The sequence below is a fragment of the Deltaproteobacteria bacterium genome (genome assembly GCA_016933965.1).
In the GTDB taxonomy this organism is placed as follows: Bacteria; Desulfobacterota; Syntrophia; order Syntrophales; family UBA2210; genus JAFGTS01.
Window position 1 is genome coordinate 1 of the sequence record JAFGTS010000035.1, and the last position, 15,008, is coordinate 15,008.

15 protein-coding genes are annotated in these 15,008 nt (G+C 56.9%); 2 read left to right on the plus strand and 13 right to left on the minus strand.

Translation table 11 applies throughout. The annotated features are described in order from the left end of the window. Positions 1-1,296 (plus strand): thrombospondin type 3 repeat-containing protein (locus JXO48_08415; GenBank protein MBN2283901.1); only part of this gene is annotated, 1,296 nt, incomplete at its 5' end. 10 nt (positions 1,297-1,306) lie between these two features. Here the strand turns inward: JXO48_08415 and murI are convergent. From murI to JXO48_08480, 13 genes are all read right to left on the minus strand, one after another. After that, the gene (murI, locus tag JXO48_08420; GenBank protein MBN2283902.1) at positions 1,307-2,200 is read right to left on the minus strand and encodes a glutamate racemase; all 894 of its coding nucleotides are present in this window, start codon (positions 2,198-2,200) and stop codon (positions 1,307-1,309) included. Between the two features lie 69 nt (positions 2,201-2,269). After that, positions 2,270-3,106: an MBL fold metallo-hydrolase gene (locus JXO48_08425; protein MBN2283903.1), complete on the minus strand. Its 837-nt coding sequence runs from the start codon at positions 3,104-3,106 to the stop codon at positions 2,270-2,272. An 80-nt stretch (positions 3,107-3,186) separates the two neighbouring features. Beyond that, a complete protein-coding gene (locus JXO48_08430) occupies positions 3,187-3,612 on the minus strand; it encodes a hypothetical protein (protein ID MBN2283904.1) in 426 nt (141 codons plus the stop codon). 45 nt (positions 3,613-3,657) lie between these two features. Continuing rightward, the gene (locus JXO48_08435; GenBank protein ID MBN2283905.1) at positions 3,658-4,467 is read right to left on the minus strand and encodes a hypothetical protein; all 810 of its coding nucleotides are present in this window, start codon (positions 4,465-4,467) and stop codon (positions 3,658-3,660) included. Next, the gene (locus JXO48_08440) at positions 4,464-5,912 is read right to left on the minus strand and encodes a 4-hydroxybutyryl-CoA dehydratase (protein MBN2283906.1); all 1,449 of its coding nucleotides are present in this window, start codon (positions 5,910-5,912) and stop codon (positions 4,464-4,466) included. Before JXO48_08440 ends, JXO48_08435 begins: the two co-directional genes overlap by 4 nt. A gap of 41 nt (positions 5,913-5,953) precedes the next feature. Continuing rightward, the gene (locus JXO48_08445) at positions 5,954-6,895 is read right to left on the minus strand and encodes an NAD(P)-dependent oxidoreductase (protein MBN2283907.1); all 942 of its coding nucleotides are present in this window, start codon (positions 6,893-6,895) and stop codon (positions 5,954-5,956) included. Positions 6,896-6,969: 74 nt separating this feature from the next. Then, a complete protein-coding gene (locus JXO48_08450; protein MBN2283908.1) occupies positions 6,970-7,728 on the minus strand; it encodes a glucose 1-dehydrogenase in 759 nt (252 codons plus the stop codon). Positions 7,729-7,771: 43 nt separating this feature from the next. Continuing rightward, the gene (locus JXO48_08455; protein MBN2283909.1) at positions 7,772-8,437 is read right to left on the minus strand and encodes a helix-turn-helix transcriptional regulator; all 666 of its coding nucleotides are present in this window, start codon (positions 8,435-8,437) and stop codon (positions 7,772-7,774) included. 200 nt (positions 8,438-8,637) lie between these two features. Next, on the minus strand, positions 8,638-9,402 hold the full coding sequence (locus JXO48_08460) for an SDR family oxidoreductase (protein ID MBN2283910.1): 765 nt from the start codon (positions 9,400-9,402) through the stop codon (positions 8,638-8,640). A gap of 31 nt (positions 9,403-9,433) precedes the next feature. Further along, the gene (locus tag JXO48_08465; GenBank protein ID MBN2283911.1) at positions 9,434-11,371 is read right to left on the minus strand and encodes an FAD-dependent oxidoreductase; all 1,938 of its coding nucleotides are present in this window, start codon (positions 11,369-11,371) and stop codon (positions 9,434-9,436) included. Positions 11,372-11,537: 166 nt separating this feature from the next. Continuing rightward, positions 11,538-12,419: a cobalamin-binding protein gene (locus JXO48_08470; protein ID MBN2283912.1), complete on the minus strand. Its 882-nt coding sequence runs from the start codon at positions 12,417-12,419 to the stop codon at positions 11,538-11,540. A gap of 13 nt (positions 12,420-12,432) precedes the next feature. Continuing rightward, on the minus strand, positions 12,433-13,689 hold the full coding sequence (locus JXO48_08475; protein ID MBN2283913.1) for an MFS transporter: 1,257 nt from the start codon (positions 13,687-13,689) through the stop codon (positions 12,433-12,435). Positions 13,690-13,764: 75 nt separating this feature from the next. Beyond that, on the minus strand, positions 13,765-14,328 hold the full coding sequence (locus JXO48_08480; protein MBN2283914.1) for an energy transducer TonB: 564 nt from the start codon (positions 14,326-14,328) through the stop codon (positions 13,765-13,767). Between the two features lie 102 nt (positions 14,329-14,430). Here JXO48_08480 and JXO48_08485 point away from each other — a divergent pair, with 102 nt between their 5' ends. Continuing rightward, a complete protein-coding gene (locus JXO48_08485) occupies positions 14,431-14,895 on the plus strand; it encodes a nucleoside deaminase (protein MBN2283915.1) in 465 nt (154 codons plus the stop codon). The last annotated feature ends 113 nt before the right edge of the window (positions 14,896-15,008 follow it).

A 15,008-nucleotide genomic window follows, 5' to 3' on the forward strand; every position in this document is an offset into this window, starting at 1 on the left:
GATGGTGACGGTGACGATATCGGCGACGCCTGTGACAACTGTCCCTATACCTATAATCCGGGGCAGGAAGATACCGATCAAGATGGTATCGGCGATGCCTGTGAAGGTGGTGATTGCGGTCCGGACACTGATGATGACGGTGTCGGTGAACTGTGTGACAATTGTCTGGGAACTTACAATCCTGATCAGGCTGACAGCGACGATGATACTGTCGGTGACGCCTGTGACAACTGTCCCAATGACTATAATCCCGATCAGGCAGACACTGACGGTGACGGCCATGCCGATGCCTGTGACAACTGTCCCACCGTTGCCAACCCGAATCAGGGTGATGCAAATAATGACGGCAGGGGTGACCTGTGTGACAATTGTCCGGGAACTGGCAATCCTGATCAGGCCGACAGTGACGGCGATACTGTCGGCGATGTCTGTGATAATTGTCCCGACATTCCAAATACCGACCAGGCCAACAGTGATACCGATGACTTTGGTAATGCCTGTGACAATTGTCCGGCCGTTTCAAATCCCGATCAGGCCGATGGTGATAGTGACGGCATCGGTGATGACTGCGATAACTGTCCCGGGACGCCCAACGCTAATCAGGCCGATGGTGACGGTGACGATATCGGCGACGCCTGTGACAACTGTCCCAATATTTATAATCCCGGTCAGACGGACACGGATGGAGACGTTTTCGGTGATGCCTGCGACAACTGTCCCACCGTTGCCAACCCAAATCAGGAAGATGCAGATAATGACGGCAGGGGTGACCTGTGTGACAATTGTCCGGGAACTAGCAATCCTGATCAGGCCGACAGCGACGGTGATACTGTGGGCGACGTCTGTGACAATTGTCCAGTGGTGAAAAACACAGATCAGGCTGACAAGGATGATGACGGCATCGGTGATGCCTGCGACAACTGCCCGGATATCTCCAATTCAGGACAGGAGGATATAGATCAGGATGATGTCGGTGATGTCTGCGACAACTGCCTTGATACCTATAATCCCCTCCAGGATGATGTTGACGATGATGGGGTTGGCGATGCCTGCGACAACTGCCCGGATCTTTACAATCCCGATCAGACGTTGCCGCAAGGTGATGTGGACGGTGATTGCGATGTTGACGCTGCTGATGTGAATCTCATCCTTTCCCTGGTAGGTCAGGATGCCGGTGCCTACCCGGAATTCGACATTGACGGTGACGGCATTATCAGCGTAAGCGATGCCAGATTGCTGGTGCAGATGTATCCTTCGCTCGCCCGTGATCGAAGACTGCGCAAACTGCTTCGATAAACGTTAATAACTATGGGGAATATTCGGGGGTGCCGGTCTTTCCGGCACCCCTTTCTTGTCGTGTGCCAGTCATCCGTTGCAACGATATAACATGCTCGGTCTGGATCGCTGCTCCCATGAATATCCGTGCCTGGTGATCGAACATATCGGCCGAGTCGGTCGTGAAGTAGCGGCGGGTGCCGGAACTGCTGCAGAGATTCTCGATCTCCCGGTGTCGTTTCAGATAATCGTCAAGGCTTTCAGCAACAATCCCTCCCTGGGATATCACCTGTATCGAAGGGCTTATGAATCCCTTGATCTTGTTCATCAAAAGCGGGTAATGGGTGCATCCGAGGATCAGGCTGTCTATGTCGGGGTCCCGGCGCAGCAGGTTGCCGATATGCTTTTCTATGAAATAATCGGCGCCGGGGCTTTCCCATTCCCCGTTTTCAACGAGGGGAACCCACAGGGGGCATGCCTCCTGTGTTATGACAATGTCCGGGAATTGCTTGTGGATCTCTATCGGATAGGATCCGGATTCCACGGTTCCCCTCGTTCCCAGGATACCGACGTGCCCTGTTTTCGTATACATGCCGATCCGTTCCGTCACGGGCCTGAGAACGCCAAGGACCCGTCGTTCGGGGGCGATACGGGGCAGATCGCTCTGCTGGATGCTTCGCAGGGCCTTTGCGGATGCCGTGTTGCATGCCAGAATGACCAGCGGGCACCCCCGGTCGAACAGCCACTCCACCGCCTCGAGAGTGCAGCGGTAGACCGTCTCGAAAGAACGGGAACCATAGGGGGCCCGGGCGTTGTCTCCCAGGTAGATATAATCATACTGCGGCAGCACCCGGAGAATTTCCTTCATGACCGTGAGGCCGCCGTAGCCGGAATCGAATATACCGATGGGATGCGATGCGGGCATGGTTAGGGTCGGCCTTTACCGGCATCACTATGCCGGAGTCTTTGTTTTCCAGAGTGGTGCGCCATGGTTTTATTCACCATCCTCTGCGAGGGGTTCGGGGAATTTCGGGATCCCTTCAAACTTCCAGGCGTCATGTGAGCAGAACATTTCGAGGTGTGGATGAGTTCTTCGAACCGTGGCGAGAAGCTGGCGCACCCGTTCCTCTTCATCGGGGAGGTAATCGGAGATCCACCGGAATATACGGGTCCCGAAGCCGATAGACGCGGGTTCGGTGAACTGTTCTTCGAAGAGGGCGGCGTCCCCGAGGTGAATGATGGTCCTGTCTCCGGTCCGGACAGCGACGCCCATGTGTCCGGCCGTGTGACCCGCGAGATCGATGAGGATGATCTTCCCGTCGCCCCTGAGATCGCGGGTGCGGGGGAACCCGAAACGCTCTTCATCCGTGAAATCATGAAGTTCCCTGGGCGGGTCGTGGGCAAAGGCACCCCGGTGGTAAAAGGAAGTGAACCGGTGCCCCCGTTCGATGTATGAATCGTATTCCTTTCGTGATGAGTGGATCCGCGCGGCGGGAAAATCGGGTACCCCGCCGGTGTGATCGATGTGGAAATGGGTGAGGATAATGTCCTTCACGTCGTGCGCGTCATAACCGAGCTGCCGGACCCGGGAAAGAGCGTCCTCTCCCTCCCGTATCCTGAAGCTCAACAGGAGTTTTGAAAGCCGTCCCGGAAATTTGGCCGGATCTTCTATCGTGGTCCTGCCGAAACCCGTATCGATCAGCGTGAGGCCTTCCCTTTCCTCGATCAGGAAACAGACCATGGGCATCCTGACCAGTTTCCAGGGACGGTCCGATCGCATCACACCGCCGATCACCGGAAAGTATCCTGTTGAAAATGCGTAAAGTTTCATAATTTAACCCCTCTCTGTCGCCCCTGTTGCGTTCCCCGGAAACTGTTTTTCATGTGAGCCCGTGTCCGGAATCGTGCGATTCAGGCCGTCCTTGCCGCTGCCTGTCCCCGGGTGACCCGGATATAAACGAAGATGAAGAAGAGACAGGAGACAAAGTCATAGGGTCCCCACGATGCATAGAGAAGCCCGGCGATCGGGTCCGCGGAGAAGATCCCCCCCAGGGCCCGCCAGTGTCCCATGATCCAGGGTGCCCAGAGCGATGCGTAAAAGAGCTTTTCAAGGGCCAGCACCAGGACGGCGACAGGGGCCCTGTCGTAAACACTCCCGATCGCGATATAGGCGAGCCCCCAGAGGCCGATAGCCCCCAGTCCGATGGGTGAGAACACCTCCGGATAGAGATGGGTCAGCAGGGTGCTGTCATACAGGGGCACCGCCACCAGGGCGGCAGCGCAGATATTTCCTGTTCCAATGAGATAAAAAACCGTGCGGATCCATTTTTCAAACATGATCACCTCGCAAATTTGTAAAAAAGAAGCGGTTGTCAACCATGGTCACTCCTTTGTGTGAAACCCCAGGCCTGACCTGATACCTTCGACTATTGCCCCCGGCAGGTTTTGATATTTCAGGGCCTTGCTGGTGGCAAGCCCGAAGGTTCGCCTGAGGTTTCCCAGCGCCTCCGCCGTCTTGACGGCGACAGCCGTGGCGTTGATGATGGGCACCCGGGTGCCGGCGACCTTGACGTACCCGGCCTGGTACAGGGCCGGCCCGAGTGACGCGCAGCCGGCGATGACCACCTCGGCGCCGTCCTCCACCAGTTTTATCGCTTCCTTTTCAAAGGGCGGGACGGCGATCGCCGCGGGTTCAGAGAACATCACCGGATACAGTTTCTCGTCAAGTTCGCAGGACCGGATGGGGACGCCGCGGACCAGGCGGGACTCCAGGCCGTAACGCCGTACGTTATCTTCAACGACGGGGATCAATTTCTTTCGGACCGTGACGATGCCGAAGTTCCGGCCCAGCATGCAGGCCGTGAGCATGGCCGATTCGCCCACGCCGATAACGGGAACGGCAAGTGATTCCCGTGCTTCCCATAATCCCGGATCATTGAAACAGCCGATGACGGCGGCATCGTACCCGATGGGTTCCCTCCTGATCAGTTCGTCCAGGATATAGGTATTGTTAAGCAGTTCCATGTACTTTGACGCCACGAAGTAGGAGGCCTTCTCGAGATACCCGAAATCGACCGACGTTTCCGGAGCGATGAGATGCTCGATATGGCGGGTGAGGCCGTCCCACATCAGGTGGGCGTCAGGAACACCGGGAATATCATGGGTCGAGATGTTCTGCCACAGTATTTTCATGGTTTCTTCCCCTTGTGAAGATTGCCCGCCTCGACCTCCGCAAATTCCTTGCAGCGCATGATCTCCGGCAGGGCTTCCGCGAAGATCGTCATGCGCTGGGCCTCAAAAGAACCTTCCCCGTGGACGGCCAGGACCTCTATCTCCGGATCGAGTATCCTCCTGATCAACTGAAGCATCCGCAGCCGCTGTTCAGCCGAGACCCCCGCCCTGCCGCCGAGGTATTTCATGATGAATTCCTGTATGTCGGGGTTTTGAAAGTCTTTGTAGGTAGGCGCCGTCGACAGCAGCCCGCCGGCCATGTCCTGAACGATCTTGACGCAATCGTGATACTTGCTGGCAAAATGATACTTCGCCATGTTGGTGATGACCGGGTTCGGCGTGGCGAACCCTCCATGCATCACGTAATCGACGCAGGCTGCGCGTGAAAGCGATTTCAGCATGTTGAGATAGATGACGAGATCGATTATTTTTTCCCGCACGTGGGAGACCCGGTCGATCCCGTTGTATTCCGCCATTGCCTGAGCCATGCCGAGCATCATTTCAGATATGGGGATCCGATAGCTCGCGGCGGTGTGGCGGTGGAAATAGGCGAAGTTGTAAACGAGCTGCATGGCGAACTGCCACTCGCCGCAGAGAAAGACACGCTCCCAGGGAACGAAGACATCATCGAAAATGATGAGCGAGTCCGTATGCCACCGGATCGGCCGGTCCTCCACGGGAAATTCGTAAGGGCCGAATGCCGTCTTAGAGGGGTGGCATACCTGGATAATTCCCTTCGTATTGACGGGCAGGGCGAAGGCGACGGCGTAGTCGGCGTCTTCCTCGGTCATGTTCCGGCTGGGGATGACCACCATTTCATTAAAATATGCGGCGGCGGTGATGTGGGCCTTGGCGCCGCGGACGATGATCCCGTCGGCCCTCCGGTCCACGATCCTTACGTAATAGTCGGGGTGTTCCTGCTTCGGTGAGGATGGCCGCAGGGTTCTATCACCTTTCACATCGGTGACGGCCACGGCCACGGCCAGGTCTGTTTTCTGAAGGTGGCGCCGGTAGTTTTCCGCCCGTTCCACGTATTCCCTGTTGCCCATGAGGTTCGCCGTGATATTGATGGCGTTGAGGGTGTCCGAGGCGATGTCGTGGGTGAAGGGAATGGCCCCGCCGCCGAACCGCGTGGCCTCGACCATCAGTTCATGGCGCTTCAGCAGGTCATCGCCGTCCTGCGGTTGGTGATAGTAGCGGCTGATCGGTTCTCCATCGTCCCGGAGGACCACCGCCAGGTCCCGGTATTCAGTCATGTGGGTCATTTCATAGTCGAGGGCCGCCGTATCCACGCAGACCTTCAGCATGGGGTCGGTGGTGACATCATCGACCCGTTCGCCGCGGAGGTATACGAGCCGCCCGTCCTTCAAGCTTTCCCGGTACTCCTGTGCCGTCATCAATCCCATGAAAATATTCCTCCCTGTCACGTGTTCATGCGGTTTCCTGTCTATACGACGAGGGGAAGTCCCGCCTTTTCCCTGACTTCATTGATGTTCTGCAGGATTCCCTCACGCATGGGGGTCAGGGTGAATCCCGTATCTTCCCGGAGCCGGGAGTTGTCGAGCCGGTAGACGTAATAGACCTCTATATCCCCGAAGGTAATATCCGCCTCAGGAATAAGTTCCTTGATGCGGTCCGTGACTTCCGTGCCCTCATGGGTATAGCCGCCGATATTGTAAACCGGATGCTTGAGCTGTGACGACTCTGCACGACAGACCTTCACAAATGCCTCGGCCACGTCGTTCACCGATGAATAGACGAACTTCGTGGTTGATTTCAACGGGATCACGAGCGGTTGGTTGAGGGCGGGCAGCGTGGTGATATTACTGACGAATGCCGTCGCCCCCCCTGTCCGGCCGGGACCGAAGGCGCTGCCCACGCGCAGGACGTAGACGCCCATGCCGAAGGCCCGAGCATAATACTGAGCCATGAATTCCGAGTGGGCCTTGCAGGCGCCGTAGACGGTCTGGGGATACAGGGGATCATCCTCTGTGAGGACCTTGTCGCCGTGTTTTTCGTGATGCCCGTAAGCTGTGATCGAGCTGGCAAAAAGCACCCGCTGAATTCCCATGAGCCGGGCCGCCTCAAAGACATTGTTCGTACCCATGCAGTTTACCTTGACGGCCAGATGGGGATTCATCATCGATTCAATTTCCAGGACATAGGCGAGATGGATGATCCTTTCGATACCCTGGGTTTTGATGGCGGCGATTATCTCATCGAACTCAGTGATATCACCGCGGACAGAAGTGATCTTGTCAAGATATCCTTCGAGAAATTCCGTTGATGGTGATGCGTCGAAGGTGACGACCCGTTCTCCGAGGTCGACGAGTTTCTTCGCCACCCGCGACCCGATAAATCCTGTTCCTCCGATAATTAAAACCGACATGACAGTTCCCTCCTTTATATCGTTCGTATTGCTCGCTTTTTATCGATTCTTCCGTGAAACCCCCATTCACGGTTTCAGGCGCTCCAGCCTCCGTCGATAAAGAGCGTTTGCCCCGTTACGTAGGATGATGCGTCGGATGCGAAGTACACAAGGGCGCCGATGAGTTCCTCCACTTTACCGATCCGTTTCAGTGGTGTTTTTGCAATGATATCGTCCGCCAGTTCCTTGACCTTCAGGACGGGTTCGCTGACACCCACTTCAAAGGTGGCCGGCCCGATGGCATTGACGCGGATGCCGTAATCAGCCCACTCCAGGGCCAGGGTCCTCGTGAGTTGAATGACGGCCGCTTTCGACGCTCCATAGGGACACAGAAAGGGAGAGCCGCCGGAACCGGCGACCGAGGCGATATTGATAATCGCGCCCGCTCCACTGTCGATCATGTGCTTCGCCACGGCCTGGCTGCAGAAGAAAAGACCTTTCAGGTTCGTGTTGAATATCTTGTCCCAGGCCCATTCCTCCACATCGAGGGCCAGCGAATTGATCGGGCTCGTGCCGGCGTTGTTGACCAGGATGTCGATCCCGCCGAATTCAGCGATGCACTCGTCCACCATGCGATGTATGTCTTCGACCTTGCTGATGTCGGCGGCAATGGCAAGGGAACGACGTCCCATGGCCTCTATCCGGGCCACGATCTCCCGGTTTGCCTCGATCTTGCGGCTTGTGACGATCACGTCCGCGCCGTGACCGGCAAGCCCCAGGGACATGCTGCGGCCCAGGCCGCGCCCCCCGCCGGTCACAAGCGCCACTTTCCCCTCAAGAACAGGTTGCGTCATCGTGATGTTCCCTCCTTCTGATATCCTCTTTTCCCGTGTCCCCTCAGGGGCAGTTTTCAGCCAGGGCATTGATTATGAACTGTTCAGCGACCTTGAGGGTCGGCTTGAGATGTGCAGGACTTCTCTCCGGTGATTTGATGTGTTCGAGTTGAATGACGCCCGTGAAAAGCGCCCACAGGACATCGGTGGTTTCGTCGACCGGGGATTTCTTGAAAAGACCCTGTGACATCGCTTCCCGGATCACCCGGCGGAGCACGGTGAAGTTCGACCGTCCCTTCTCATCGAGCCGGGAGCTGATGGCCTCGTTCAGTTTTCCCACGAGTCCCGTTTGCTGGAAGAACTGGAGCATGAGAAAGCTCTCCGGCGCCACTTCGTAACTGTGATGGGCCCCCCTGATGAGATCATGGACCAGTTGTTTTCCCGATGCGTATTTCCCCGCAGCCAGTTTCCGCTCTATCTTTCCTATCTGTACATGGAGATCGTCGATAACAGGAAGCATGAGAGCGAAAAAGAGCTCATCCTTGGTCTTGAAATACTGGTAAATGGTCGGTTTCGTGATGCCCGCTTCAAGGGCTATCTTCTCCATGATGGCCCGGGTGTACCCCTCGGCGACAAAGACCCGTCGCGCCGCTTCAAGAATACCCTGAATGCGCTGTTCCCGCTCCCGCTCCATCCTTCTTTTGACAGCCTGCTTGTGTTGTTCGGACATGACGCCGGTACCCCTGAAACGATTACCGTAAACCGCCCGTTAGATGATTTAACCGAAGGTAAAGAATATTTACGACAGGTCGTGCCGGAATGCAAGAGAAAAGAACACCCCTCCCGGACAGGGTTGACCGTTCTTTTCATATCCTTTCCATTGGAAGAAAAAGGAAAAACTAATTGAGAAGCACCATACTCCCCGCGGGATCAAACGAGCGCCCCGCCGTCACAGATAATGGTGATTCCCGTCGTGAAAGACCCTGCGTCGGAAACGAGATAGAGGACCGCTCCCGCCATTTCCATGGGTTTCGCGTGCCTGCCTATGGGGATCTTTCCCAGGGCGTATTTGTAAATGTCTTCGTTGACGAAGAGGGCCTGCGCGAAGGCGGTTTCGGTGAGGCCCGGTGCAAGCGCGTTGACCCGGATGTTCTTGTCCGCAAGTTCGCGGGCGAAGACCTTGGTCATCATGATCAGCCCCGCCTTTGTGATGGAATAAATGCCCTGGAAAGGCTCGGCCTGGATGCCGTTGATGGAGGCCACGTTGACGATGGAGCCGCCGCCCGATTCGGTCATGAGCTTCGCTGCCTGCTGCGCCAGGAAGAAGGGTCCCTTGAGATTGACCTCGAGGGTCTTGTCCCAGGCCGACACGGGTGCGTTCAGGACATCACCGAAATAAGGGTTCGTGGCGGCGTTGTTGATGAGTATATCGAGCCGTCCGAACCGTTCCCGGACCTCTTCCATGAGTTTCTGTATCTGCTCCATGTGTCCCACATGACAGGCCAGGGGGGTCGCCTCGCCTCCCGTGCCGGTGATCTCCTCCGCCACCTTTTCGAGGGCCTCTATTTTTCTGCTGACAAGTACGACATGGGCTCCGTATTCAGCGAGCGTTTTTGCGATCGCCTCACCGATCCCCCGGCTTGCGCCGGTGATGAGAGCGATCTTGCCTGTTAACGAGAAATCGATGGTTTTCATTCTTTCCTCCTGCAGTTTTTAGCAATTTCTTTCACAGTTCCCAGGCTGCCCGGGCTCCATCACCGGTGGCTTCGATGATCCTCCCGATCTTCCGCGCGTCCCCGATGACCACATGGGGGATGCCCGCGTCAACCAGGGCTTTTTTCAGATATTCCCGGGGCCTGAGTCCCGTGGCGACGATCACCTGGTCCACCGGGGAAAGGACCGATTCCGCTCCGTCGGAGACCACGGTCACGCTGTCGTTTCCGATGTCCGCTACGGACGTTCCGAAGAGCATGGTGCAGCCGGCGTCCCGGAGCCGCTTGTGCAGCATATACCCGTGGGAGGTGAACTTGAGCACCGGTGACCGTTTCAGTACTTCGACGATGATGACCCGGGCGCCTCTTTCGATACAATAGTCCGCCGTTTCCATCCCCGTCTGGCCGCCGCCGATGATGAGGACGTTCTTTCCCGGGGCCGTCTCTCCTTCAAGTACCTGCAGAGCCGTGCATACATGTTCCCTGTCGATGCCCGGTATCACGGGAATGATCGGTTCTCCCCCGCATGCCAGGATCACCATTCCTGGGCGGTGCTCCCTGAGCATGTCACCCGTGACGGACGTGGCGGTGCGTATTTCAACGCCCTTGCCCTTTGCCTGCTCGACAAGCCATTCGATCCACCGCCCATGGAGTTCCTTGAAAGGGGCCCGGGAACCTGTGCGGACAAGGCCGCCCGGAAACGGTTCCTTTTCAAAGAGGGTAACGTGGTGCCCGAGACGGGCCGCTTCATGAGCCGCCGTCAGGCCGCCGGGTCCCGCGCCGATGACCCAGAGGGTCCGCTTTTCACGGGCGGGATGGGAAGGATATGAGAGTTCCTGTCCCGTTTCGGGATTCAGGGCGCAGCGGACGCTTCCCTCCCCGAGCATCAGCCGTTCAATGCACCCCTGGTTGCAGGCGATGCAGGTGCAGATGTCACCGGTGCGATTTTCACGGCTCTTGATGAGAAAATCGGGGTCTGCCAGGAACTGGCGGCCGAAGGCGACCAGGTCTGCGTCACCGCGGCCGATGACCTCATCGGCCAGGGCCGGGTCGGTAAATCGGCCCACGGCGATGACGGGAACGGCAACGACGTCCTTTGCCTTTCGAGCGAGCCGGGCATTGAACCCCGGCTCATATTCCGCGGGAGCGCTGGTAATGCCCGCCGGGCTTCCATGGGTCCCGAAGGAGGCGTGGATGATATCGGCACCTGCTTTCACGAACGAGGGGAGAACCGGTTGAATGTCGTCAACGGAATACCCTCCCTTGATGGATTCATCGAGGGAAAGGCGCAGGGACAGGGGAAAGTCGGGGCCGACCCGTTTTCTCACCGCTTCAAGGATTTCCACAATGAAGCGGGAGCGGTTTTCCATGGGACCGCCGTAGGCATCGGTCCGCTGGTTCGCGAGTGGTGAGAGGAACTGCGTCAGCAGATACCCGTGGGCGCCGTGAACTTCAACGGCGTCGAAGCCCGCCTCCCTGGCGCGGCCGGCGGCGTCTCCGAAAGCGGCGATGATCTCACCGATGTCATCGGCGGTCATCTCCCGGGGGGGCGTTCGATAGATGAGGCTGGGAACTGCCGAAGGCCCGATGGCTGTTCCCGCGGCCAGAGAAAAGAAGCTTTCTCGGCCTGCATGATGCAGTTGTGCCGCTATCCTGCACCCTTCTTCATGGGCCTGTTCCGTCAGTTTTCTCAAGCCGGGGATGAAGCGGTCGTCGAACAGGCCGAGCTGGGTGTCGATGGCGAGGCCGTTCTGATGCACGCCGATGACCTCAGTTATGATCAGTCCCGGCCTGCCCTGAGCATGCCGTTTCAGGTAAGCGATGCTGGCTTCGCTGACGGTGCTGTCGGGATTGCCCAGGTTCGTGCCCATGGGTGCCATGACGGCACGGTTGGACAGTGTCATGGTATTGATCGTGATGGGTGAAAAAAGGCTGGCGAGGCGTTCGGTCATATTTTTCCTTTCCGCGGCGGACGGCGCGTTGCGGCTTTTTTTAAACGTGGGGAAGTCTATATCACTCGATGGCTCGCGTCAAGTTTCGAAGCCGAGGCATGCCGGCGACTGGATTCGTCGAAAGATTAAAATTCAATTCGCATAACTGATGAAGGGGCCTTGAAAGTTACTGATTATGAATGACGGCGAAGAGCGTTTCAAGGCCCTCAACGATGCGCGGGGCAGGCCGGCTGACCAGGTCGGCGTCGACCAGCCTGAGCGTGTCGAGGTCCACGGCGTCGCTTCCCTGCCGACGTGCCCACTGCCGTTTCACGTCTTCGATGGTCTCTCCTTTTTTCATCGATACGACGATGACGTAATCCGGTCTCGCCGCCGCCAGTTCCTCCATGGTGAACCGGGGATACCTGATGGGGATGTCGCCGGCGATATTGACGCCTCCGGCCAGAGTGATCAGCTCATTCAGAAAGGTGTCCCGGCCAGCCGTTATCAGCGTGCCGGAACCGATCTGGAAAAAGACCCGCTTCTTCGGCAGTCCCGCCGCCTGTGCGACAACCCGCTCCGTTCTTGTCTGCATGGAGCGTACCAGATCAACGGCCTCACTTTTTCTGCCGGTGATCACTCCGAGGCGCAGTACCATGTCCAGTATGTCATTGATGGTTTGCGGATTCACTACGTAAACGGGATACTTCATGTTCTCGAGAAGAACGACCGTTTCCTTCCTGTTGCCGTCGGCGGTAGCGATGATCAGGTCGGGTTCGAGGGATACGATCCTTTCGAGGGATGGGTTCGTCATTCCGCCCACGCGCTGCTTGTCATTCAAAGGGTAGTTGCAGAAAGACGTGACGCCGGCAATCTCTCCGTCCAGACCGATGGCGAAGAGCGTCTCCGTTATGTTGGGTGCCAGGGATATGATCCTGCGCGGTCGGTCCGGAAGGGTCACGGTTCTTCCCTCCTGGTCGATGACGGTCCGTTCACCCCCGGGGACGACGGGAACAAGAGCAAAAAGAACACAGGCAAACATCATGGAAAAGACAGTGAATTTTTTCATTGCCGAATTGCCTTCATTTTACGACAACCGCTGTTTCTGGCGGTCCGGTAACTACCGCCCTGTTTCTGCAGTCAACTCCCCGTGATATCCACATCAGGAACGTGATGAAAAGCAGAATGAACAGGATGATACCCGCCGAGAAGAGATAGACCGTTTCAATGTTCCACAGATCCTTGATCCACCCCACGAGATACACGGCGAAGGCCCCAACGCCGAAGACAAGGATGAATTTTATGCCGAAACCGGTGCTCCGCCATTTCGCGGGCGTGTAATGGGCGACCAGGCTGTTTTCTATGGGCTGCATGCCCAGGGCGAAAAAGACGTACAGGGCCGTCACCAGGACGAGAAGACGCTCGTCGACGAGGGCCATAACGACGACAAAGGGCAGGCTCAGCGCGTAGAACAAAAAGTAGAGACGGCGCAGGTCGTAACGGTCGGCGAGCTTGCCTCCGATATACTGGCCGACGGAGCTGACGATATAGATCGATGATGCCAGAAGTGTGGCCGCCATGGTCTTCACGCCCGCAACATTGCTCAGGTGAAACTGCTTGAAGAAATCCCACAGAAAGGATGCCTTCAATTCAAAATATGAGGGAAGGACCACGTTGTTTATTCGATAGGCGATGCCGGAAAGGGTCATGACGATGCAGAGAATAATGAAATATCTCATGTTGTCGTTCTGTATAGCGGCGCCCGTTCGGGCGGCGGGTTCCTCGATCGGCGCCTCGTCGATGTCGACGAAGATCATGATGACCCCTGCGACAATGCAGATACATCCAACAATGCAGTACGTCGCCTGCCATCCGGCCACCCAGTTCAGAAAACCACCGGCAAAGGGGGCGGCGACAAAACCCAGGTTGCCGGCGACGCCGTTGATGCCGAGGGCCGTCCCTCTGTTCCTGATGCCGATCGAGATGAGTCCCATGCCGGCCGGATGATAGATACTGGAAAAGAATCCGATGAGTGAAAGAGATATCATGATCGACATCGGTGAGTCGGAAAAGGACGTAAGGATCGAGCCCGTGCCGATCCCCAGGAAAAAGATCACCAGGCTCAGGCGGTTTCCGAACCGGTCGGCGAAGAATCCCCAGGGAAGGGCGGCGAGGCCGTAGAGGAGATACATGAGAAAACCCAGTTTCAGCACATCCGTAAGCTCCATGTTCAGGGAGAGGCTCAACGGTATGGCCAGGGCGGGGAAGAGCAACTCGAAGAAATGAGTAAAAAAGTGGGCTCCGCAGGTGAAGGAGATTATTTTTTGTTCGTTGTTCATGAATGATCCATCATGCCCCGAAAGGGATTCTTAAAGCTCCGGATACTATGCGAACGTTCCGAAGAATAGCGAGGGCTATTCCGACAGTTCATAGGTGAAACGGGCCAGAATATTCAGCCTCGGTGTCGTGATATCCTCGGGGAACGGCGGAAAGGGGGCGGCGGTCATGACGGTCCTGAGCGATTCCCTGTCGAGAAAATCGTATCCCGATGATTCCACGACGATGGGGTCGACCAGTATCCCCCGGCTGGTGATCGAAAATCGAACCACGTTCGATCCTTCCTGCTTCAGGGCGCAGGCAAGGTAGGGATAGTTCCAGGTACATTCGATCCGGTATCGTATGCGCGCGAGGTAGGAACTGAACCGTGGGTCGGTGCTGTTGATATCGATCACATCCTCCGAGATCCCGGGAGAAACCGTACCCTCCTGTGCCGGGACCGGTTTTTCCACGGGTTCCTGCGTCGCCTTGAGGAGCGTTTCATGCTCCGAGCCGGCGGTATCTTCAAAATGGATCGTAAAGGCGCCGTCCGATGAGACCGCTCCCATCATAATGGTCGGCAGGCTCGAGACGGCAAGAACGGCAACATGCCCGGCGAGAGAAATGAGGATGGCGATGGTGAATACCTTTCTGTTCATCATGGGATGGAATAATAACCCATGTGATGGGGGGAATCAAGGCAATGGTGGTTGACAAAAAAGTGACAAAGCGACAAAGTGACAAAGTGGCAAAGGGGCAAAGGTATGAATGATGACGAAGGGTATATGCGCATGGCCCTTGAGGAGGCACACAGGGCATTCTCGCTGGGTGAAGTACCCATCGGGGCGGTGATCACCCGCGAAGGAGATGTCCTGGCCCGGGCCCATAACAGCCCGATTCTCTTGAATGATCCCTCGGCCCATGCCGAGATGCTGGCGATCCGGCGGGCTGCCGGGCAGGCGGGAAACTACCGGCTTGTCGGGGCCACGCTTTATGTTACCATAGAGCCCTGCATCATGTGTGCCGGGGCGATCCTGCAGGCGCGGCTTTCCCGTGTTGTTTTCGGGGCGGCCGATCCGAAGGGGGGAGCTTTCGTATCCCTCTACCGGATGGCGGAGGACGTGCGGCTCAACCATCGCGTTCAGGTCACGGAAGGGGTCCTTGAAAATGACTGCCGTGAAATTTTAGGTAGATTTTTTCGTCAAAAGAGGGTACATTCCTCCCCTTGATTTTTCAGGTGATTCATTGACAATACGCGGAGAGGTACCGAAGTGGTCGTAACGGGGTCGACTCGAAATCGACTTGAGGGTCAAAAGCTCTCACGTGGGTTCGAATCCCACCC

What these genes read in the sequence shown, in the direction of transcription:
- murI (MBN2283902.1), bottom strand. Translation starts at nt 2,200, where the DNA reads ATGCCCGCATCGCATCCCATCGGTATATTCGATTCCGGCTACGGCGGC.
- JXO48_08425 (MBN2283903.1), bottom strand. Translation starts at nt 3,106, where the DNA reads ATGAAACTTTACGCATTTTCAACAGGATACTTTCCGGTGATCGGCGGT.
- JXO48_08430 (MBN2283904.1), bottom strand. Translation starts at nt 3,612, where the DNA reads ATGTTTGAAAAATGGATCCGCACGGTTTTTTATCTCATTGGAACAGGA.
- JXO48_08435 (MBN2283905.1), bottom strand. Translation starts at nt 4,467, where the DNA reads ATGAAAATACTGTGGCAGAACATCTCGACCCATGATATTCCCGGTGTT.
- JXO48_08440 (MBN2283906.1), bottom strand. Translation starts at nt 5,912, where the DNA reads ATGGGATTGATGACGGCACAGGAGTACCGGGAAAGCTTGAAGGACGGG.
- JXO48_08445 (MBN2283907.1), bottom strand. Translation starts at nt 6,895, where the DNA reads ATGTCGGTTTTAATTATCGGAGGAACAGGATTTATCGGGTCGCGGGTG.
- JXO48_08450 (MBN2283908.1), bottom strand. Translation starts at nt 7,728, where the DNA reads ATGACGCAACCTGTTCTTGAGGGGAAAGTGGCGCTTGTGACCGGCGGG.
- JXO48_08455 (MBN2283909.1), bottom strand. Translation starts at nt 8,437, where the DNA reads ATGTCCGAACAACACAAGCAGGCTGTCAAAAGAAGGATGGAGCGGGAG.
- JXO48_08460 (MBN2283910.1), bottom strand. Translation starts at nt 9,402, where the DNA reads ATGAAAACCATCGATTTCTCGTTAACAGGCAAGATCGCTCTCATCACC.
- JXO48_08465 (MBN2283911.1), bottom strand. Translation starts at nt 11,371, where the DNA reads ATGACCGAACGCCTCGCCAGCCTTTTTTCACCCATCACGATCAATACC.
- JXO48_08470 (MBN2283912.1), bottom strand. Translation starts at nt 12,419, where the DNA reads ATGAAAAAATTCACTGTCTTTTCCATGATGTTTGCCTGTGTTCTTTTT.
- JXO48_08475 (MBN2283913.1), bottom strand. Translation starts at nt 13,689, where the DNA reads ATGAACAACGAACAAAAAATAATCTCCTTCACCTGCGGAGCCCACTTT.
- JXO48_08480 (MBN2283914.1), bottom strand. Translation starts at nt 14,328, where the DNA reads ATGATGAACAGAAAGGTATTCACCATCGCCATCCTCATTTCTCTCGCC.
- JXO48_08485 (MBN2283915.1), top strand. Translation starts at nt 14,431, where the DNA reads ATGAATGATGACGAAGGGTATATGCGCATGGCCCTTGAGGAGGCACAC.